This is a genomic window from Eikenella glucosivorans, from assembly GCF_016025525.2.
GTDB lineage: Bacteria > Pseudomonadota > Gammaproteobacteria > Burkholderiales > Neisseriaceae > Eikenella > Eikenella glucosivorans.
In genome coordinates this window covers 1-19,356 of sequence record NZ_JACSGR010000007.1, presented here as the reverse complement: position 1 = coordinate 19,356, position 19,356 = coordinate 1, and the positions used below count along the sequence as shown (strand labels likewise).

Genomic DNA, 19,356 nt, shown 5'->3' with positions numbered 1-19,356 from the left:
TTTGAGCCACAGCCTACGATCCCGCGCCTTTCAGGCTACCTGAAACATTGATACAATTTCCCACTTTCCCAATCCAAACAAAGAAGCCCCGCCATGAAAGCCTCCCAATTCTTCATTTCCACCCTCAAAGAAGCCCCTGCCGAAGCCGCGCTGGCCAGCCACAAGCTCATGCTGCGTGCCGGCCTGATTAAAGGCAACGCCTCCGGCCTCTACACATGGATGCCCATGGGCCTGCGCGTGTTGCGCAAAGTGGAGGCCGTGGTGCGCGAAGAGATGAACCGTTCCGGTGCCATCGAGCTTTTGATGCCCGTGATCCAGCCCGCCGATTTGTGGAAAGAAAGCGGTCGTTGGGATTTCTACGGCGACGAACTGCTGCGCATTACCGACCGCCACGACAACCTCTTCTGCTTCAGCCCCACCTGCGAAGAGCTGATTACCGACATCGTGCGCAAAGAGATCACCAGCTATAAGCAATTGCCCAAAAACTTCTACCATATCCAAACCAAATTCCGCGACGAGCGCCGTCCCCGCTTCGGCGTGATGCGCGCGCGCGAATTTGTGATGAAAGACGCCTATTCCTTCCACGCCGACTACGAATCCTTGGTGCGCGACGGCTACCAGCCCATGTACAACGCCTACTGCCGCATCTTCGACCGCCTGGGCCTCGACTACCGCCCCGTGGCCGCCGACACCGGCAGCATCGGCGGCACCGGCTCGCACGAATTCCAAGTGCTGGCCGAGAGCGGTGAAGACGTGATTGCCTACAGCGATCAGTCTGATTTCGCCGCCAACATCGAGCTCGCCGCCACCCTGCGCCAAAGCGGCGAACGTGCCCCCGCGCAGGAAAAGCTCACCAAAGTACACACTCCCGGCGTGAAAACCATCGCCGCGCTGGTGGAATTTTTGCAAATCCCGATTGAGCGCACGCTCAAATCCATCGTGGTGGAAGGCGAAGAAGAAGGCGAACTTGTGCTGCTGCTTTTGCGCGGCGACCACGAATTCAACGACATCAAAGCCGAAAAACTGCCCGGCGTGAAAAGCCCGCTGGCCATGGCTTCCCCCGAGGCCATCCAAGCCCAATTTGGCGCCAACGGCGGCTCGCTCGGCCCGGTGGGCTTTGCCGGCAAAGTATATGCCGATTTTGCCGTGGAAAAACTGGCCGATACCGTGATCGGCGCCAATGAAGACGATTGGCACTACACCGGCTTCAACTTCGGCCGCGACTGCCCCGAACCCGAATTTGCCGATATCCGCAACGTCATCGCCGGCGACCCCAGCCCCGACGGCAAAGGCTACCTGAAACTCGCGCGCGGCATTGAAGTGGGCCACGTGTTCCAGCTGCGCGACAAATATTCCGCCGCACTTAAAGCCAGCTTCCTCGACAACAACGGCAAATCACAAATCATGGAAATGGGTTGCTACGGCATCGGCATCACCCGCATCGTGGCCGCCGCCATCGAGCAGAACAACGACGAGCGCGGCATCATCTGGACCAATGCCATGGCACCCTTCCAAGCCGTAATCGTGCCGATGAACTACAAAAAATCCGCAGCCGTGCGCGAGGCCGCCGACCAAATTTACGCCGAGCTTGCCGCCGCCGGCATCGATGTGCTGCTCGACGACCGCGACGAACGCGCCGGCGTGCTGCTGGCCGACAGCGAACTCTTGGGCATCCCGCACCGCATTGCCATCGGCGACCGTGGCCTGAAAGAAGGCAAGGTGGAATACACCGAGCGGCGCAGCGGCCAAACCGAGCTGGTGGCCGCGGGCGAGATGGCCGCCAAGCTGAAAGCACTGCTGGCGTAATGCCGCAGCGGAATAGAGGCTACCTGAAAAATTTGGCTTGATAGAAGCTGCGTTTATTTTCAGGTAGCCTTTATTGCGCCCGGGCAGGCCATGCGGCCATATTCCCAACGGTTCTATACCGCAGCCAATCGGTTATTTAGCCTCCCGCCCGCTTTCCGCTACAATTCCGTTTTTCCAACCACACATAAAGGAACCCGAACATGGCACGTTTACCCGTCCACACCGTCGAAACCGCCCCCGAAGCCGCCAAGCCGCGCGTGGAAGCCGCGCTCAAGGCCAACGGCTTCATCCCCAACCTCATCGGCGTGCTGGCCAATGCGCCCGAAGCCCTGGCGTTTTATCAGGAAGTGGGCAAGCTCAATGCCGCCAACAGCCTCACCCCGGGCGAAGTGGAAGTGGTGCAGATTATCGCCGCCAAAACCAACGAATGCGGTTTTTGCGTGGCCGGCCACACCAAAATCGCCACCCTGAAAAAGCTGCTTTCCGAGCAGGCCATCCAAGCCTCGCGCGCGCTCAACCCGGCCGGCTTCGATGATGCCAAACTCGCCGCCCTGGCCGCCTTCACCCAAGCCGTGATGGCGAAAAAAGGCGCGGTATCCGATGCCGAACTGCAAGCCTTCCTCGCCGCCGGCTACAACCAACAGCAGGCGGTGGAAGTGGTGATGGGCGTGGCGCTGGCCACCCTGTGCAACTACGCCAACAACCTGGCGCAAAGCGACATCAACCCTGAATTGCAGGATTATGCCTAAGCCGCTTGAGGCTACCTGAAAATCGGGCAAACAGCCGGAAAACGCATCGTTGCTTTCCGGCTGTTTCTTTTGCCCGCCTGCACCCATGCTTTTTCAGGTAGCCTGTTTGCCGGATAATAGGGCTTTGTCTGAAACGTTTTCTCTCACCGAATTGCGTATGCACAAAATTCTTGCCTTTCTCCGCCGTCGTTTGCACCTGCTCGCGCTGCTCAGTTTGGCGGGTGTGATTGCCGGGCAGCTCGGCGGCCTGCATTGGCTGGCGGAGTTGTTCAGCCATTTCCTGCCGTATTATGCGGCGGTGTTTGTGTTGGCGGCGCTGTGGCCACAGCGGCGGTGGCGCGGGCTGTGGCTGGGGTGTGCGGCGGCATCGCTGCTGTGGTTGGCACAGCCTTTCGGCCTGCCCAAGCCGGCAGCGGGTGGCATACGGATGATTTGGTACAACGTGCACTTGGACAATCCGGCGGCGGCCGAAGAGGGTGCGGCGCTGTTGGCGGAAGGGGCGGATATTCTGGCTTTGGGCGAAATCAATTTGGATGATGCGGGCTGGCAGGCTTTGCATGGTGCTTACCCGCACGGCTGCGAGCGCCGCGAGCACAGCCCGTTTGCATTAGCGGTGTGGAGCCGCGCGCCGCTGGCTGCCTGCGAAGTGCGCATGATCGGCGACTACCCCTATATCCGCGCCCAAACGGCAGACGGCACGGCGCTTTACGCGCTGCACCCGCCGCCGCCCATCAGCAGCGAGCTGGCAGCGGCACGGCAGGCTTACCTGGCCGAAACGGCCGCTGCGCTGGCTGCCGAACCGCGCGCGCTGGCGGTGGGTGATTTCAACAGCAGCCCGTTTTCGCCGTTGTTCCGCCGTTTTGTACGCACCAGCGGCGCGGTGCCGGCCATGCGCTATTTCACGCCGACGTGGCGGCCGTTTTTGCTGAATATCGATCATGCGCTGGCGAAAAATTTGAGTCTGTCGGCTCAGCCTTTGCCGTGGCGGCATTCGGATCATCGGGCGCTACGGGTGGAGTATCGTTGAGCGTGGGTTGCGTACGGTTTGAACTTTGTTGAAGCCTTGTTTCAGGTAGCCTTTGTTTGGATTGAGGCTACCTGAAAAATTTGGCGCTTAATAAACGGGTCTGGTTTCGCAGATACTTCGCTTCGCTCGTTTTAACTGCGTTGAAGCTCACGCTTTAGCTCCGCAGAAACTCAGCCTTGGCAGCGGCAAGACATCGTTTTAGCTTCGCAGAAACTCAGCTTCCTTCGGAAACATCGTTTTCAGGTAGCCTTGAGCAGTTTCGGCTTGGCAAATCGGCAGGGGCTACGTATAATCCGCGTTCTCTATGGCGGGTCTCCCCGCATGCAGGTTTGGGACAAGGGGTCAGGTGCGGAAGCAAGCAGCCCATCCCGAATCCGGCAGTGCCGGGGTTCCGGCTCGCCACCCCATAGAAAAACCGCTCCGGTTGCTGCCGGAGCGGTTTTGTTTGTTGGCTTATTTGTAGAAGCGCTCGATGGAATGGATCTTCAGCGAGCTGACGTTGCATTTCTCCGCCACAAATTTTTTAAATTCGGCCTGATTCAGGTAGCGGATTTCTTCGCGCGGCAGTTGCAGCAATACTTGACGGCTGCGGCTGGCATTCATTGCATCGGCAATGGTAACGACGTAGTTGGTGGTTTTTTTTGTCATGATTTACCTCTCTTTTAGTAGCTATTCTTGGCAGAACGGATAATTCATCAATGTTATCCGATAGATTGCCTGATGGATGGATAGTAAATTATCTGTTTTGTTTGCGCAAGTTTGAGAAAGGTAAAGATAGGCGGGGCAATGTAAATACAATGTTGCAGGTAAATAAAGTATTTTTAATCAGGTTATTACCACTTTTTAACAGACAATTCGTCGGTGAGCTGCTGCAAAAGCTGGAGGCGGTCGGCACGGATGAGACCTGCTTCGGCGGCGGCTTTTACGGCACAGCCGGGTTCTTGACGGTGGGTGCAGTTGTGGAATTTACATTGGCCGATGAGCTGGCGCATATCGGGGAAATAATGCAATAGAGAGGCTACCTGAAGGTGATGTAGGCCAAACTCCTGCAGGCCGGGGGAATCGATAATGCAGGTTTTGTTATCCAGATCATACAGTTGGGCATGAGTGGTGGTGTGCTTGCCGGAATCGAGGGCGCTGGAGATTTCGTTGGTGCGGGCAATACTTTGGCCGAGCAGGGCGTTGATGAGGGTGGATTTGCCCATGCCGCTCTGACCGAGCAGGATATTGGTTTGCCCATGCAACACCGGCAGCAGGGCGGCAGCATCGCGCACGGCGCTGACGGCCAGCACGGGATAGCCCAAGCCCTCGTAGAAAGCCAGTTTGCCGCGCCATGCCGCTGTTTCCGGTAAATCGGTTTTGTTGAGCACGATAACGGCGCGTATGCCGGCTGCTTCCGCCGCGAGCAGGGCGCGTTGCAGCAGCGGCTCGCTGGGCGTGGGTACTGCGGCCAGCACAATCAAGAGCTGGCTCACGTTGGCGGCAATCAGCTTGGTTTTCCAGGCGTCTTGGCGGTAGAGCAGGCTGCGGCGCGGCAGAAAATCTTCAATTACCGCCTGCTCGCTGTTTACCGGTGTGATGTGCACCTGGTCGCCGCAAGCGAAGTCCACGCGCTTTTTGCGGGTGGTGGCATCGAAGGTTTGACCATGCGGCGTGCGCACGATGAAGCGGCGGCCGTAGCTGGTGATGATTTGGGCGGTGTCGGTCATGGCGGATGGTGGCGGATGGGTAAAGCGGCATCATATCAAGCTTTGCTGTGCTGCTGCCAATCATAGCTGCTCCAAATGAGGAATCAGGCCAGGAAGCGAGCCGTAAACAGACAAGTAGTACGGTAAGGCAGGCCGAAAGATAGCTTAATCATCTACTATATGCCTGCCGTGCCGGGCGGAATGGCTATATAATCCTGTTTTATCTATCCCGACTAAATTATCCCAAACTAACGGGGAAACGCCACACCATGACAGCCACGCCGCTTCTCGACACCATCGACTACCCGCAGGATTTGCGCCGTTTGCGTGAAGACCAGCTGCCACAGCTGGCAGCCGAACTGCGCAGCTTCCTGCTCGACAGCATCAGCAAAACCGGCGGTCATTTCGCCAGCAATCTGGGCGCCGTGGAGCTGGCTGTGGCACTGCATTACGTGTATGACACGCCCAACGACCACCTGATTTGGGACGTGGGCCATCAAAGCTACCCGCACAAAGTGCTCACCGGCCGCCGTAACCGCATGCACACCATGCGCCAATATGGCGGCCTAGCCGGTTTCCCCAAACGCTGCGAATCGGAATATGACGACTTCGGCGTTGGTCATTCATCCACTTCCATCGGCGCCGCATTGGGCATGGCCGTGGCCGACAAAATTTCAGGTAGCCTCAAACGCAGCGTGGCCGTGATCGGCGACGGCGCCATGACCGCCGGCCAAGCTTTCGAAGCGTTGAACAATGCCGGCGACATGGACACCGACCTGCTCGTTATCCTCAACGACAACGAAATGTCGATTTCTCCCAACGTGGGCGCCTTCCCCAAATACCTTGCCGGCAGCCAAGCCAAAGACTGGCGCGACACCCTGCGCAGCATCAAGCACAAATCCGAAAAAGTGCTCGACAAACTGCCCGGCGCGCTGCACATTGCACAGAAAGTGGAACAACGCCTTAAAAGTGTGCTCGACGGGTCGCGCAAACGGCCTGACTCCCTGTTTGATAACTTCGGCTTCCGCTATACCGGCCCGGTGGACGGACACGACGTGCTGCAGCTGGTGGCCGTGCTCAAAGAAATGAAACAGCGCAAAGGCCCGCAGCTTTTGCACGTGCTCACTCAAAAAGGGCAGGGCTATAAGCTGGCCGAAAACGACCCGGTGGGCTTTCACGCCGTGGGTAAATTCAATCCCGACCAAGGTCCGGTGAGCGGCGCCGCCGCGCCCTTGAGCTATACTCAAATTTTCGGCCAATGGCTGTGCGACCAGGCCGCCGCAGACGGCAAACTAGTCGCCATCACGCCTGCCATGCGCGAAGGCAGCGGGCTGGTGGAATTCGAGCAGCGTTTTCCCGAACGCTATTTCGACGTGGGCATTGCCGAGCAGCACGCCGTTACTTTTGCCGCCGGGCTGGCCTGCGGCGGCGTGAAGCCCGTGGTGGCGATTTATTCCACCTTCCTGCAACGTGCTTATGATCAATTGGTGCACGACGTGGCGCTGCAAAACCTGCCGGTATTGTTTGCTATTGACCGCGCCGGCATTGTGGGTGCCGACGGCCCCACCCACGCCGGTGCCTATGATTTGAGCTTCCTGCGCTGCATCCCCAATATGGTGGTGGCCGCGCCCAGCAGCGGCGAAGAATGCCGCCTGCTGCTTTCCACCTGCTACGCGCTGGACGGCCCCGCTGCCGTGCGTTACCCGCGCGGCGCCAGCGGCAGCACCGCTTCGCCGGGCGGCTTGGATACCGTGCCGCTGGGCAAGGGCATAGTGAGGCGACAGGGCAAACACACCGCCGTGCTGGCCTTCGGCAGTATGGTGCAGCCCGCTTTGCAGGCGGCGGAAGAAGCGGATTGGACAGTGGCCGATATGCGCTTTGTGAAGCCGTTAGATGAAGCACTGATTGCCGAGCTGGCTGCCAGCCATCAGCGGTTGGTGTGCATTGAGGAAAACGCGGTACAGGGCGGCGCGGGCAGCGCGGTGCTGGAGGTGCTGGCCAAGCAGGGCTGCCGCTTGCCCGTGCTGCTGTTGGGCATCGAAGACATCGTAACCGGCCACGGCGACCCCGCCATCTTATTGGACGACTTGGGCTTAAGTGCAGCCAAGATAGCGGCGCGGGTGTCCGAGTGGCAGGGATAGCAGCGTAAGCTTGTGAGAATAGACAAAAGGCTACCTGAAAAATTTGGCTGCGGAGAAACTTGCTGCATTCGCGTTCAGGTAGCCTTTTACTGTGTGGTGAAGGAGGTGTGCTGATTGCACGCAGCTGTGTGTTGAAACCCAGACGAGGATGCTGGGTGGTTTGCCGGCATGCTCTGTAGCCTTTGGGCTAAAACCAAACCCGCTGTTCTTTCAGAACGGCGGGTTTGGTTTTTTTCAGGTAGCCTGAAAGTTTATTGCGCTTTCCAGCGGGCTTGGGCTTCGCGGATCACGGCTTTGGCTTCTTCGATGTCGCCCCAGTGGCCGACTTTGGTGGTGCCGGGTTTTTTCAGGTCTTTGTAGTGGTTGAAGTGGAATTCGATTTGTTTGATCAGCTGCGGCGGCAGGTCGGCCAGGGTGCTGATGGTGTTGCCGTTGTGGCGGTCGTCGGCGGGCACGACCACGACTTTGTCGTCTACTTCGCCGTCGTCCACGAATTTCATCACGCCGATTACTTTGGCTTCCATGTAGATGCCGGTGGGCAGGGGCAGGTCGGTGATGATGAGGGCGTCGAGCTCGTCGCCGTCTTCATCGAGGGTTTGCGGGATGAAGCCGTAGTTGGTGGGCTTGGCGAAGGCTTGGGGTTCGATGCGGTCGAGCTTCATGGCGCCGAGTTTGCGGTCCCATTCGATTTTTTGGTTGGAGCCTTGGGGGATTTCCACGACTACGTTGATGATGCCGCCGTCTACGTCGCCGGCGTCGAGGATTTGGTTGAAATCTGCCATTGTGTTTTCCTTTGTGTTTGAAACGGTTGGGAAGGGCGGATTATAGCGCCCATCGGCGGCATAATCTATAGGCCGGGCGTGAATGTGGCTACCTGAAAATGTATTTCCAATGCAGCTGGAATGTGTTCCCGCGATAAAACAGGCTACCTGAAAAACCATTTTCAGGTAGCCTGCATTTAATGATGCTTAGTGCTCGATGGGTTTGGCCGGGCGGGTGGCGGCTTGGCCGAGGGCGGCGCGCCATTGCTGCGGGGTTTTCACGAGCTCCAATGCGCGGCGCAGTTGGTCGTCTTTGGCCGGATTGGGTTTGTAGCGGGTGGCGGGGTTGTTGTCGGCTTCTTCTTTGGCGGCGGGCTCGGAAGCGGGTTTGGCTTCGGTGTTGCTGTTTAGCGCGCGGCCGCGTACTTCGTTGCCGCCGTTAGGGTTGCTCAGGTGGCCGGAGAGGTCGGCTTCGCGGCTTTCATAGCGGCGGGTTTTGTCGGCCACTTCCACGTCGGGCATGATGCCTTGGGCTTGGATGGAGCGGCCGTTGGGGGTGTAGTAGAGCTGGGTGGTGATTTTCAGCGCGCCACCGTTGGAGAGGGGCATCACGGATTGCACGGAGCCTTTGCCGAAGCTTTGGGTGCCCACGATCACGGCGCGTTTGTGGTCTTGCAGGGCGCCGGCCACGATTTCGGAGGCGGAGGCGGAGCCGGAGTTGATCAGCACGGTGATGGGGATGTTTTTAAACTCGGCCGGCAGGGTGGCGAGCGGGTCGCTGCCGCCGCCGATCTGGTAGTCGGCCGGGGTGGCTTTGAGGCTCATGTTTTCTTTGCCGTCGCGGCCTTTGGTGCTCACCACGAGCTGGTTGTTTTGCAGGAAGGCGGAGGACACGCCCACGGCGCCGTTGAGCAGGCCGCCGGGGTCGTCGCGCAGGTCGAGCACGAGGCCTTTGAGCGGGCCGCCGTTGCTGCGGCGCATTTCTTGCAGGGCCTCGGCCATGGCGGGCACGGTGCGCTCTTGGAATTGGCTGATGCGCAGGTAGCCGTAGCCGGGCTCGATGATGTCGTGGCGCACGCTGCGCACCTTGATGACGGCGCGGGTGAGCGTGACCACGATGGGCTGGGGCGCGTCTTTGCGGGTGAGGGTGAGGGTGATTTTGGTGCCGGGCTCGCCGCGCATGCGTTTGACGGCGTCGTTTACGCTCATGTTGCGGGTGGAGGCGTCGTCGATTTTGATGATGTAGTCGCCGCTTTGGATGCCGGCGCGCTCGGCGGGGGTGTCTTCGATGGGGGAGACGACTTTGACGAAGCCGTCTTCGCTGCCCACTTCCATGCCGAGGCCGCCGAATTCGCCTTTGGTGGATTCCTGCATGTCGGCGTAGTCTTTGAGGTTCATGTATTCGGAGTGCGGGTCGAGGTGGGAAACCATGCCTTTGAGCGCGCCTTCGAGGATTTCTTCGTCGGTTTTTTCCTGGTAGTAGTTGGCTTTCACCTGGCTGTACACTTCGGCCATGGTGCGCAGGGAATCAACGGGCAGGGGCTGGCGGCCGCGGGTTTCGGCCACGCTTTGCACGCTCAGGCTCACGGCAATGCCGGTGAAGGTGCCGAGGGTGTAGAGGGCGATTTTTTTGAATGTGTTGTTGGACATAGCGGATGGTTGTCTTTCGGATTTGCTGAGGTGAGCCGGGATACTTTGCGGCGGCAGGGCTGAATCTTGTTTCAGGTAGCCTGCCGTTTGGCTCGAAAGGCTGAACTTTAGGCAAATTTGCCTGTTCCAGCAAGGGGGTGGGGGTAAATAAATGCTAAATGGCGGCTGTGGGTGGAAAAGGCTACCTGAAAAATACGGCAGGTGGTTGGGCTTGGTTGGCGATGGTGTTTTCAGGTAGCCCTTGGGGCGTGCGGCAAGCTGCCTGAAAACAGGAATTGATGGGGTTGTGCCGGCGGGGCGGCCAAGCCCTCTCAGCTGTACACCAAACGGATAACGGCTTTCCTGCTGTGGCGGTCAAAAAAGAGGAAAAGTTCATCGCAGCCGCTATCCTGAAACCGGTTGCCGTCCAACCAGCCGATGTAGTCGAACACGCGCCCGTCATCGCGCAAGGGCGGGTCTGACAAATTGCCGAAACCGTGTTGCATTAGTTCGTGTACATTGCTCACACCGTCTTCTTGCATCCATGTTTGGAAATCGGGGCTTAAGCCGCCTGCGTCTTGCAACAATTCGGTTTGATAAGGGGCTGGCATATTGTGCCGCACATATTCTTGCTCGTTTTCCCGGTCGAATTGCTCGAATGCGGCTAGGGCTGCCTGCAAGTTTCCGGTATCGGCCACGGCCTTTTCCCAGCCGTAGAGCGAAAGCGGCAGCTTGCTGTGTTTCAGGTAAAACGCTTTTATTAAACGGTAAATCTGATGATTGTGTTCGCGTGCGCAGCGTATGCCGTCAAAATCGATCATGCGGTAAGGCTGGGGCAGGGCGCGCTGCCAGCTGATTTGGTATTTTTCCATTTTTTCCCGCGCCTTGGCCGTGACCTCGGCGGGGATTTCGGTTTCCGCATCAAAAAAACGCCAATCGCCGCTGAAGCGGTATTTGCCGTTGGCGTCCACATCAAAGCAGATGCTGTCTTCAAAATTGTAGCGGCTGTGGAAGGGCTGGGTGTTTTCGCCGATGCTGCCTTCGTAAATATCGGCAGGTTGGACGAAATGCACCCAGTAGTCGCCGTTTTCGGGCTGGATGAAGCGCAAATTCAGCGAACAGATGGGCAGGAAAAATTGTGTGTGGCGTTCGATGTCGGCGGAAAACACGTCTTCCGGCAAAGGAAACGGGCGGATAAATTCGGGGGCGATATACATGTTGTGCCTTTCTTTGGCAACAGGACGGGCGGTAACCGGCTGTCTACGCGGAAGCTGTTTTTTATAGTGGATTAAATTTAAATCAGGACAAGGCGACGAAGCCGTAGACAGTACAGATAGTACGGCAAGGCGAGGCAACGCTGTACTGGTTTAAATTTAATTCACTATATTTTTCAGGTAGCCTGGGAAGAGGGACAACAGCTACCTGAAAACACAGCTTCGATGAAAATGATGCCTTAGTGCCGCTAAGGCTGAGTTGCTGTGAAGCTGAATGTTGGATATGGAGGTGCGTTAGTTCACCCAAGAGGAGGGGTTCATGGCTTGGTTGCGGTAGCGGATTTCGAAGTAGAGGCCGTTTTCGCCGCCGGGCAGGCTGCCGCTGCGGCCGATGGTTTGGCGGGCAGACACGCTGCTGCCGCTGCCGGCGCTGATTTGTGAGAGGCCGGTGTAGATGCTGAGGTAGCCGTCGCCATGGTCGATGATGACGGTGTTGCCGTAGCCTTGCAGGGGGGCGGCATAGGCGATTTCGCCGGCGGCGATGCTGCGCACGGGGGCGGGTGGGGTGCTGATGAAGAGGCCTTTCCAGGTGCCGCCGCCGGGGCGGGCCTGGCCGAAGCGGCCGCTGATGCTGCCGGCTGCGGGACGGGGCAGGCGGCCCTGCATGCGGCTGAAGCCTTGGCTTTGCGGCTCGGGGGCGGCAGGGGCTTCCAGGGCGAGGTCTTCGGCGGTGAGGGCGTTGGGGTTGGGGGTGTTGTGTGGTGGGGCGGCGGATTCGTTCGGGCGAAGCTCGTTGAGCTCGTTTTCAACCGGCCTTTGGGGATTGGGTTTGCTACGGGCTTGGGCTTGCCGGGAGGTTTGCTGCTGGCGGCGCTGTTGGGCTGCGGCGGCTGCACGGCGTTGGCGTTGGGCTTCTTGGCGCTGTGCGGAGCGGCGGCTGAGGCTGGCGATGAGGCCGTTGAGGCGGCGTTCGTCGCTGCGCAGGGTTTGCAGTTTGGCGGTTTCGCGGCTGATGTCTTGTTCGAGGTTTTGCTGTTGGTGCTGTTGCTGCTGATGTTGGCGGCCAAGGCGGGCGGCGGTGTTTTGCTGCTGGCGTTTGAGGGCATCAAGGCGCTGAAGTTGCTGGTTGATGCTGTCTTGCTGCTGCTTGAGCTCTTGGCGGCTGTGTTGGAGCTGGGCGAGGGCTTGGCTGTTGGCTTGATTGAGGTGGCGCAGGTATTCGAGCTGGCGGCCTTTTTGCTGGGGATCGGCGTTTTGCAGGAAGAGGGTGACGGCGTTGGGCTGGGGGTGGCGGTAGCGGCTGTTGAGCAGGCGGGCGGCTTGGGCTTGGGTGCCTTGGATGCGGGTTTGCAGGCTGTCGAGCTTGGCCTGCATGGCTTGCAGCTCGCGCCAGGCGGTTTGGCGGCGGCGGGTGAGCTGGTCGAGCTCGCGGCGGATGTTGTCGAGTTCGTTTTGGGTTTGGCGGATGTTGCTTTGCAAACGGCGCTGTTCGCCTTGCTGCTGCTGGAGTTTGCGGTGGCTTTCGCTGATGGCGCGCTGCACTTGTTGGAGATCGTCTTTGGGGGCGGCGGGGGCGGGCAGGGTGATAAACAGGAGGGCGGACAGGAGGATTTTGCTGGGTTTCATGAGGCTACCTGAAAAGGGTGACTACAGGCTGTGCAGGTGTTCGGCCAATATCAAGATGCCGATGCCGATGAGCACAAGCCCACCGAGGATTTCGGCGCGTTTGCCGATGGCGCTGCCGAGCATGCTGCCCAGGCGGATGCCGATGGCGGCCATGACGGTGGTGGCGAAGCCGATGGCCAGCGCGGTGAGCAGGATGTTGGCTTCAAGGAAGGCAAGGCCGATGCCGACAATCATGGAGTCGATGCTGGTGGCAAAGGCAATGACGACGAGCATGAGGCGGCCGGGCGGGCGGCGGCAGGGGAGGGGTGAGCTGCTTTCGGGATTTTCTGCGACATCATCGTCGGCACGGAATCCGCCGTAGATCATGCGCAGGCCGAGCAGGAGCAGCAGGGTGAAGGCGATCCAGTGGTCCCAGTCGTCGATGTAGCGCTGCGCCACAGAGCCGAGTGCCCAGCCGATGAGCGGGGTGATGGTTTCCACGCCGCCGAAGATGGCGGCGGTGCGCAGGATGCCGCGGCGGCTGGGGGTGCCGATGTCGGCGCCTTGGGCGATGGCGGCGGCGAAGGCGTCCATCGACATGCCGAAGGCGAGGGCGAGGATGGTGAGGAAGCTCATGGTGGGCGGGAAGGCTACCTGAAATTTTCAGGTAGCCTTTTGCTGGTTATGCGTTCTACGCGCTCAAGCAAACTCAATCAGGCTCTCGCCGCTCATTTCGGGCGGCTTGGGCAGGCCGAGCATGGCCAGGAGCGTGGGTGCGATGTCTTTCAATGCGCCGCCGGATTTGATGCGGGCGGGGCGGCCGACATACAGGAAGGGCACGGGGTTGGTGGTGTGCTGGGTGTGCGGCTGGCCGTTGGCGGGGTCGAACATCTGCTCGCAGTTGCCGTGGTCGGCGGTAATCAGCACTTCGCCGCCCGCTGCCTGCGCGGCGGCCACGATTTTGCCCACGCAGTCGTCCAGCGTTTCCACGGCTTTGATGGTGGCGGCTAGCACGCCGCTGTGGCCGACCATGTCGCCGTTGGCAAAGTTGCACAAAATCACATCGAAACGTTTGGCGGCAAGGCTGTCGAGGATGTGTTGGCACACCTGCGGCGCGCTCATTTCAGGCTGCAAATCGTAGGTGGCGACTTTGGGCGAGGGCACGAGGATGCGCTCTTCGCCGGGGTAGGGCTCTTCGCGGCCGCCGCTGAGGAAGTAGGTAACATGCGGATATTTCTCGGTTTCAGCAATGCGAAGCTGGCTGATGCCTTGAGAAGAGAGGTATTCGCCCAAGCCGTTGCGGATGCTTTCTTGGGCGAAGAGTACGGGGAAATCATATTGCTTGCCGTAGCTGGTGAGCGAGGTGAAGTAGCCGGGGCGGAAGCGCTGGCGGCGCTCGAAGCCTTGGAAGTCGTCAAACAGCAGGGCTTGGGTGAGCTCGCGGGCGCGGTCGGCACGGAAGTTCATAAAGATGACGGCATCGCCGTCGTGCAGGGTGCAGGCGGGATCGATCACGGTGGGCTGCACGAATTCGTCGTGTTCGCCGCGCTCATAGGCGGCAGCGAGGGCTTGCAGCGGGGTAGCGGCTTGGAATTTGGCTTGGCCGAACAGGGCATGGTAGGCCTGTTCCACGCGTTCCCAACGGTTGTCGCGGTCCATGGCGAAGAAGCGGCCGATCACGCTGCCCACGTGCACTTGCGGGTGTTGCCCGCAATAGCTTTGCAGTCTTTTCAGGTAGCCTTCGGCGCTTTGCGGCGGGGTGTCACGGCCGTCTAGGAAGGGGTGGAACACGATTTTGTGCACGCCGGCGGCCAGCGCGGCATCGGCCACGGCGAAGAAGTGCTCGATGTGGCTGTGCACGCCGCCGTCGGAGAAGCAGCCGAGCAGGTGGACGGTTTTCGTGGGGGTGTGCCAAGCAGCGGTGAGGGCGGGGTTTTGCGCGAGGCTGCCGTTTTCGATGGCCATGTCGATGCGGGTGATGTCTTGTGCCACCACACGGCCGGCGCCAATATTGAGATGGCCGACTTCTGAGTTGCCGAACTGCCCGGCGGGCAGGCCGACCATGCGCTCGGAGGCATCGATGGTGCCGTAGGCGTATTGGGCTTGGAGGCGGTCGAGGTTGGGGGTGCGGGCCAGGAGGACGGAGTTGTCGTCGCCTTCGATGCGGTGGCCGAAGCCGTCGAGGATGAGGAGGACGATGGGTTTGGTGAGCGGGGTCATGGGTGTGCGCTTCAGATAATCAGGGATGGGGTGATTATATAGCGGATTGGGTGGGAATTGAATGTGGGGCGGGAGGGCTGGGAAATGGAAGGCTACCTGAAAAATAGGTTCGCTCCGCAGGAAATTGCTGCGTTTGTTTTCAGGTAGCCTTTGCTGCGCCTGGCGGCGTTACAGGCTCTCGATGGCGCGCAACAGGGTTGCCACGTCTGCTTCGGTGGTGGCCCAGCTGGTGCAGTAGCGCACGGTTTGCCGGCCGTTTTCCGCCGGCCAGTAGGCGGCGAAACCGAAGTCGCGGATGAAGCGCGTCGCTGCTGCTTCGGGCAGGATGGGGAATTGCTGGTTGGTGGCGGAGGTGCCGTAGAAGGGGATGCCGCGCGCTTCGAAGGCCTGGCGGATGTGGCGGGCGTGGGCGATGGCGCCGTGGCAGATGGTTTGGTACAGGTTGTCGGTAAACAGGGTGTCGAACTGGATGCCGAGCAGGCGGCCTTTGGCGAGCAGGCCGCCGCGTTGCTTCATCATGGCGCGGAAATGGGGTTTGTAGACATCGTTCGTGATGACGACGGCTTCGCCGAACAGGGCACCGCATTTGGTGCCGCCGATGTAGAAGGCATCGGTTAGTGCGGCGAGATCGGCAAGCGTCACGTCGCTTACGTTGGGATGAAGGGCGTAGCCGAGGCGGGCGCCGTCCACAAAAAGGGGCAGGCTGTGGTGCCGGCACACTTGCGCGAGGGCGGCAAGCTCGGCGCGGCTGTATACGGTGCCGAGCTCGGTGGGCTGCGTGATGTATACCATGCCGGGCTGGACGATGTGCTCTTTAATGTTGCTGCTGGTGTAGTATTTTTCGATGAAATCCTGCACTTGCTGTGCGCCAAGTTTGCCGTCGGCTGAGGGCAGGGCGAGGACTTTGTGGCCGGTGGCTTCGATGGCGCCGGCTTCATTGGCGAAGATGTGGGCTTCTTCGGCGGCGATCACGCCTTGGTGCGGGCGCAGGATGTGGGCAATGACGGTTGCGTTGGTTTGCGTGCCGCCTACGAGGAAGTGCACGTCGGCTTCTGTGCTGCCGATGGCGGCGCGGATTTTGGCGCGGGCGGATTCGCAATAGGGGTCGAGGCCGTAGCCTGGGGTTTGCTCGAGGTTGGTGTCGGCGAGGCGCTCGAGGATGGCCGGGTGGCAGCCGGCGAGGTAGTCATTACCGAATAAAGGCATGGAGGGGCTTTCTGTAAAGAGTCGGAATTGCATTATAAAGCGGCGGCGGGTGGAGCGCTAATTTTCAGGTAGCCTCAAATGCGCGGCAGGCTACCTGAAAATTAGCAGCCCACACCAAAGCGCAGTATTAAATCGCGCATAACCGCTATATAATCGAAGCATTTCCCCACACACGCCGAGCCATCATGGATTTAAGCAACCACTTCCTCATCGCCATGCCCGATATGCAAGACCACTATTTTGCCGAAAGCGTGGTCTACATCTGCTCCTATTCGGCGGAAGGCTGCATGGGCGTGGTCATCAACAAACCCTCGCCGCTGCCGCTGCGCCAAGTGCTCACCGCCCAACAGCAAGAGCTGCCCATCCGCCCTGCCGACGAATACGTGCTGATGGGCGGCCCCGTGCAAACCGACCGCGGCTTCGTGCTGCACACCCCCGTGGGCAACTGGCTCAGCAGCATCGCCATCAACGATCACCTCGCCCTCACCTCCTCCGGCGACATCCTCCCCCACCTGCACGACGAACAGCAAGTGAAGCAGGCGCTCCTGTTTATGGGCTATACCGGCTGGACAGCCGGCCAGCTCGAGCGCGAATTGGCCGATAACAGCTGGCTCACCGTGCCCGCCAACGAACACATCCTGTTCGAGCTGCCCACCGACCAGCGCTACCACGCCGCCCTCTCCCTGCTCAACATCGCTCCCGAACAACTCATCCGCACCGGCGGCCATGCCTGATATCCCGCCCATCCCCCACGGCACCACCCTCGCCTTCGACTTCGGCGAAACCCGCATCGGCGTGGCACAGGGAGACGCCGAGCTCGGCATCACACACCCGCTCGCCACCGTCAGCGGCGCCGACAACAACAGCAAATTCGCCGCCATCGCCGTGCTCATCCGCGAATGGCAGCCCGTGCAGCTCGTGGTCGGCCTGCCCCTCTCCACCGACGGCAGCGAGCACGAGCTCACCCGCCTGGCACGGCGTTTCGGCCGCCGCCTGCAAGGCCGCTTCGGCCTGCCCGTGTATTGGGCCGACGAGCGGCTCACCTCCCTCTATGCCTCCGGCCTGCTCAACGAAGCCGGCCTGCGCGGCCGCAAACAAAAGCCTGCGCTCGACCAAGTGGCCGCGCAGGCGATTTTGCAGGGTTTTTTCGAAGGCGGCTGGGTGGAAGAATTCCACGGCTAGCGGTAGGGCGACAGGCTACCTGAAAATGTGGGCTGCCACGGGGAGATAAGGGGAAAGATAATTTTCAGGTAGCCTATATGTGGCTGATTTCAGAATAGAACTGGAATATGGAGTTATGCGGAAGATGGCAAAACAAGATAAACCTACTAAACTAATTGTATTGCTTATAATCGGAACGATTTTCGTGTTCTGGCAAATGATAGGCGAGATCCAGCCGACGAGCAGAATTGATACGAAGTTTAAATTTTTTTTAGTAGCTCCTGTAATAGGGAAATATAGTGATATTTATATGTTAGACAGGCCAGTGTATTCGTTTCAGGTGAAGGATTACGAGAGTGATTCGCCGAATGATACAAGAAATCCTCCTTATGTTGAATGTGGAATTTATAGCTACAAATTGACGAATGAGGTTAGAAGTTATAATCAACAAGAGCTGGTTAGTGAGTTAAATAACAGATTGGGAAATAAATATAATTTTCCAACGTATCAAGATGAAAGTGGCAGTCAAAAATGGATGGAAATTAAATATAGCGGAATAATATATCCTGAGAAAAGAGAATTTAGAACATTATGGTTTCCAATACGATACTTAAATAATTTTCTAGCTTATCGTAATCAGATAGATGGAAATACAAAGTTTATTCCTCAGATTGATAATGGAAGTCAGTCTATACCTAGTAACCTTTGGAATATGCAAGGATGCATATCTACAATGAGACGACAGGAAGACTCATTGTTAAGAGCGTATACTGGAAGTAGATTTGGGGAAGAATATCATAGATTTTTGTCTGATAGGAAGCTACAGCAGGAAAGGGATAGAATATTAAAAATACTATCTGAACCAGATACAGTTGTTAGGGTAGATACATCAGATGGATTAATTTACTTTTATAACTTGCGTGAAGATAGGATGGTGGTTATCGATCCATAGGGCATGAGTAATATGCAGCATTTATTGTCGCGCCGGATGAGGGTAAGCACGCTGCCATGCTTTGAGGCTACCTGAAAATATTTGCAGCAGGCGGGGCAATTGCTTGCTCTCGCGGTTGGTGTTGCCGGTTGGCGCATATGAAAGCCGTTGCCAGACCGGCTTGCAGGCAATAGGTGCCGCTTTGCGGCCAAAAAAGGCTACCTGAAAATAGGCGATTCAACGAAGCACACATTTTCAGGTAGCCTTTTTCATGCGCGGGCAGTGGTGTTATCTGCCGTTTTTCCACAATAGCTCGATGTTACACATGGCGGAGCGGGAGCTGCTTTCGGCGGTGCCGGTGCAGCCGGCGGGCAGTTGTGCGGCTTGGGCGGCGAGCCGGCGGGGCTGTGCGGTGAGGCGGCCGAGGTTGAGTATGCTGCGCTGCAGACCAAGGCGGCGCAGGGCTTCGTTAGCGGGGATGGTGTAGGTTTGATTGAAGTTTGCCGTGTCGTTGTTGCTTTTGTGGTCGAACACTTGAACGCTGCCGTCGGGGAGGAAGGCGTAGGTATTTTCGCCTTTTAGGATGATGCTGCGGTCGTAGATTTGGATTTGGCGCAGGCGGCCGCTTTTGCCGTAGGTGTATTGCAGGCCGTGTTGGCTGCAACGGCGAGGGTCTCTGGCGCAATGCTCGGCGCTGGTGTGCGGGGAGACGTGGTGGAAGGATACGGTGTCGGTGTGGCTTGAATAATCCCAGCAGGCGAGGCGGCCGTCGGGCATGGCCTGGTTGCAGCCTTTGGGTGCGTTGGGGTCGCCGTTGAGGGCGATGTCGAGGATGCGGCTTTCTTCGGCGGTGAGGGGGCGTGGCGGGCGTGTGGCTTGCTGTTCGCGCTGCTGCCGGGAGTGATGGGGTTGCTGTTGCTGCGCGCCGTGTATCTGCTGCTGCCGTTGCGCGTCTTGCTGCTGGCGGATGCAGTTGCCGTAGTTGGGCAGGTTGGGCGAGCAGGCGGCGGCAGACTGCGCCCAGAATAAGGCAGCTGCTGCGGCGATAAAGAGGGAGGTGGGGATGTGGGATTTCATGTCGTTTCCTTTTGGTGTGGCGTGTGGTGAGGGCGGATGGTAAACGGTTTTTCAGGTAGCCTTCAAGTGTAGAAAATAACCGCGTTGTTTACACCACAGGTTGAGAAAAATAAGCCTGCAACACCTCAAACGGCGTATCGC

At 58.8% G+C, this 19,356-nt stretch carries 17 protein-coding genes, 1 other RNA gene and 1 pseudogene; 9 read left to right on the top strand and 10 right to left on the bottom strand.

The genetic code is table 11. From position 1 onward, the window contains the following. Positions 1-93 precede the first annotated feature (93 nt). From H9Q10_RS09335 to ffs, 4 genes are all read left to right on the top strand, one after another. The gene (locus H9Q10_RS09335) at positions 94-1,806 is read left to right on the top strand and encodes a proline--tRNA ligase (RefSeq protein ID WP_197903697.1); all 1,713 of its coding nucleotides are present in this window, start codon (positions 94-96) and stop codon (positions 1,804-1,806) included. 200 nt (positions 1,807-2,006) lie between these two features. After that, positions 2,007-2,555, top strand: a complete 549-nt coding sequence (locus tag H9Q10_RS09330; protein WP_197903696.1) for a carboxymuconolactone decarboxylase family protein — start codon at positions 2,007-2,009, stop codon at positions 2,553-2,555. A 157-nt stretch (positions 2,556-2,712) separates the two neighbouring features. Then, positions 2,713-3,582: an endonuclease/exonuclease/phosphatase family protein gene (locus H9Q10_RS09325; protein WP_218042274.1), complete on the top strand. Its 870-nt coding sequence runs from the start codon at positions 2,713-2,715 to the stop codon at positions 3,580-3,582. A gap of 306 nt (positions 3,583-3,888) precedes the next feature. After that, positions 3,889-3,986, top strand: an RNA gene (gene ffs, locus H9Q10_RS09320) — signal recognition particle sRNA small type. A gap of 49 nt (positions 3,987-4,035) precedes the next feature. Here the strand turns inward: ffs and H9Q10_RS09315 are convergent. Together H9Q10_RS09315 and rsgA are read right to left on the bottom strand one after the other, a co-directional pair. Then, positions 4,036-4,230 (bottom strand): hypothetical protein, encoded by a 195-nt coding sequence (locus H9Q10_RS09315; RefSeq protein WP_067589793.1) that lies wholly within the window; start codon positions 4,228-4,230, stop codon positions 4,036-4,038. 185 nt (positions 4,231-4,415) lie between these two features. Further along, positions 4,416-5,291, bottom strand: coding sequence for a ribosome small subunit-dependent GTPase A (rsgA, locus tag H9Q10_RS09310; protein ID WP_197903695.1), 876 nt, complete (start codon positions 5,289-5,291; stop codon positions 4,416-4,418). A gap of 248 nt (positions 5,292-5,539) precedes the next feature. On the opposite strand from rsgA, the gene dxs reads away from it, so the two are divergent. Continuing rightward, positions 5,540-7,411, top strand: a complete 1,872-nt coding sequence (gene dxs, locus H9Q10_RS09305; RefSeq protein WP_197903694.1) for a 1-deoxy-D-xylulose-5-phosphate synthase — start codon at positions 5,540-5,542, stop codon at positions 7,409-7,411. Positions 7,412-7,662: 251 nt separating this feature from the next. On the opposite strand, the gene H9Q10_RS09300 is transcribed toward dxs, so the two are convergent. From H9Q10_RS09300 to H9Q10_RS09290, 3 genes are all read right to left on the bottom strand, one after another. Continuing rightward, on the bottom strand, positions 7,663-8,193 hold the full coding sequence (locus H9Q10_RS09300; protein ID WP_197903693.1) for an inorganic diphosphatase: 531 nt from the start codon (positions 8,191-8,193) through the stop codon (positions 7,663-7,665). A 186-nt stretch (positions 8,194-8,379) separates the two neighbouring features. Then, on the bottom strand, positions 8,380-9,822 hold the full coding sequence (locus tag H9Q10_RS09295; RefSeq protein WP_197903692.1) for a S41 family peptidase: 1,443 nt from the start codon (positions 9,820-9,822) through the stop codon (positions 8,380-8,382). Positions 9,823-10,133: 311 nt separating this feature from the next. Then, positions 10,134-11,018 carry a hypothetical protein gene (locus H9Q10_RS09290; protein ID WP_197903691.1) on the bottom strand — a complete coding sequence of 295 codons (885 nt, stop codon included), beginning with the start codon at positions 11,016-11,018 and terminating at the stop codon, positions 10,134-10,136. 59 nt (positions 11,019-11,077) lie between these two features. On the opposite strand from H9Q10_RS09290, the pseudogene H9Q10_RS09285 reads away from it, so the two are divergent. Then, positions 11,078-11,188 (top strand): annotated as a pseudogene (locus H9Q10_RS09285) (IS5/IS1182 family transposase); the annotation flags it as partial. A gap of 121 nt (positions 11,189-11,309) precedes the next feature. Here H9Q10_RS09285 and H9Q10_RS09280 read toward each other — a convergent pair. The 4 genes from H9Q10_RS09280 to H9Q10_RS09265 form a co-directional block, all read right to left on the bottom strand. After that, entirely contained in the window at positions 11,310-12,641 is a 1,332-nt protein-coding gene (locus H9Q10_RS09280; protein WP_197903690.1) for a murein hydrolase activator EnvC family protein, read from the bottom strand. A gap of 21 nt (positions 12,642-12,662) precedes the next feature. Next, on the bottom strand, positions 12,663-13,256 hold the full coding sequence (locus H9Q10_RS09275; RefSeq protein WP_197903689.1) for a manganese efflux pump MntP: 594 nt from the start codon (positions 13,254-13,256) through the stop codon (positions 12,663-12,665). A gap of 63 nt (positions 13,257-13,319) precedes the next feature. Further along, positions 13,320-14,840 carry a 2,3-bisphosphoglycerate-independent phosphoglycerate mutase gene (gene gpmI, locus H9Q10_RS09270; protein WP_197903688.1) on the bottom strand — a complete coding sequence of 507 codons (1,521 nt, stop codon included), beginning with the start codon at positions 14,838-14,840 and terminating at the stop codon, positions 13,320-13,322. 168 nt (positions 14,841-15,008) lie between these two features. Further along, complete coding sequence (locus tag H9Q10_RS09265; RefSeq protein WP_238480186.1) at positions 15,009-16,079, bottom strand: threonine aldolase family protein; 1,071 nt, start codon at positions 16,077-16,079, stop codon at positions 15,009-15,011. A 152-nt stretch (positions 16,080-16,231) separates the two neighbouring features. Here H9Q10_RS09265 and H9Q10_RS09260 point away from each other — a divergent pair, with 152 nt between their 5' ends. From H9Q10_RS09260 to H9Q10_RS09250, 3 genes are all read left to right on the top strand, one after another. After that, positions 16,232-16,780, top strand: a complete 549-nt coding sequence (locus tag H9Q10_RS09260; protein WP_197903687.1) for a YqgE/AlgH family protein — start codon at positions 16,232-16,234, stop codon at positions 16,778-16,780. A gap of 1 nt (position 16,781) precedes the next feature. Next, a complete protein-coding gene (gene ruvX, locus H9Q10_RS09255) occupies positions 16,782-17,228 on the top strand; it encodes a Holliday junction resolvase RuvX (protein ID WP_197903927.1) in 447 nt (148 codons plus the stop codon). 124 nt (positions 17,229-17,352) lie between these two features. Next, a complete protein-coding gene (locus H9Q10_RS09250; protein ID WP_197903686.1) occupies positions 17,353-18,159 on the top strand; it encodes a hypothetical protein in 807 nt (268 codons plus the stop codon). A 267-nt stretch (positions 18,160-18,426) separates the two neighbouring features. Here the strand turns inward: H9Q10_RS09250 and H9Q10_RS09245 are convergent, their stop codons facing one another. Beyond that, positions 18,427-19,215, bottom strand: a complete 789-nt coding sequence (locus tag H9Q10_RS09245) for a hypothetical protein (protein WP_197903685.1) — start codon at positions 19,213-19,215, stop codon at positions 18,427-18,429. Between the last annotated feature and the right edge of the window lie 141 nt (positions 19,216-19,356).

Excerpts from the sequence above, each read along its gene's own strand:
- H9Q10_RS09280 (WP_197903690.1), bottom strand. The coding sequence starts at position 12,641 with ATGAAACCCAGCAAAATCCTCCTGTCCGCCCTCCTGTTTATCACCCTG.
- gpmI (WP_197903688.1), bottom strand. The coding sequence starts at position 14,840 with ATGACCCCGCTCACCAAACCCATCGTCCTCCTCATCCTCGACGGCTTC.
- H9Q10_RS09245 (WP_197903685.1), bottom strand. The coding sequence starts at position 19,215 with ATGAAATCCCACATCCCCACCTCCCTCTTTATCGCCGCAGCAGCTGCC.
- H9Q10_RS09290 (WP_197903691.1), bottom strand. The coding sequence starts at position 11,018 with ATGTATATCGCCCCCGAATTTATCCGCCCGTTTCCTTTGCCGGAAGAC.
- H9Q10_RS09295 (WP_197903692.1), bottom strand. The coding sequence starts at position 9,822 with ATGTCCAACAACACATTCAAAAAAATCGCCCTCTACACCCTCGGCACC.
- H9Q10_RS09335 (WP_197903697.1), top strand. The coding sequence starts at position 94 with ATGAAAGCCTCCCAATTCTTCATTTCCACCCTCAAAGAAGCCCCTGCC.
- H9Q10_RS09260 (WP_197903687.1), top strand. The coding sequence starts at position 16,232 with ATGGATTTAAGCAACCACTTCCTCATCGCCATGCCCGATATGCAAGAC.
- H9Q10_RS09250 (WP_197903686.1), top strand. The coding sequence starts at position 17,353 with ATGGCAAAACAAGATAAACCTACTAAACTAATTGTATTGCTTATAATC.
- H9Q10_RS09300 (WP_197903693.1), bottom strand. The coding sequence starts at position 8,193 with ATGGCAGATTTCAACCAAATCCTCGACGCCGGCGACGTAGACGGCGGC.
- H9Q10_RS09265 (WP_238480186.1), bottom strand. The coding sequence starts at position 16,079 with ATGCAATTCCGACTCTTTACAGAAAGCCCCTCCATGCCTTTATTCGGT.
- rsgA (WP_197903695.1), bottom strand. The coding sequence starts at position 5,291 with ATGACCGACACCGCCCAAATCATCACCAGCTACGGCCGCCGCTTCATC.
- H9Q10_RS09315 (WP_067589793.1), bottom strand. The coding sequence starts at position 4,230 with ATGACAAAAAAAACCACCAACTACGTCGTTACCATTGCCGATGCAATG.
- H9Q10_RS09330 (WP_197903696.1), top strand. The coding sequence starts at position 2,007 with ATGGCACGTTTACCCGTCCACACCGTCGAAACCGCCCCCGAAGCCGCC.
- H9Q10_RS09325 (WP_218042274.1), top strand. The coding sequence starts at position 2,713 with ATGCACAAAATTCTTGCCTTTCTCCGCCGTCGTTTGCACCTGCTCGCG.
- dxs (WP_197903694.1), top strand. The coding sequence starts at position 5,540 with ATGACAGCCACGCCGCTTCTCGACACCATCGACTACCCGCAGGATTTG.
- H9Q10_RS09275 (WP_197903689.1), bottom strand. The coding sequence starts at position 13,256 with ATGAGCTTCCTCACCATCCTCGCCCTCGCCTTCGGCATGTCGATGGAC.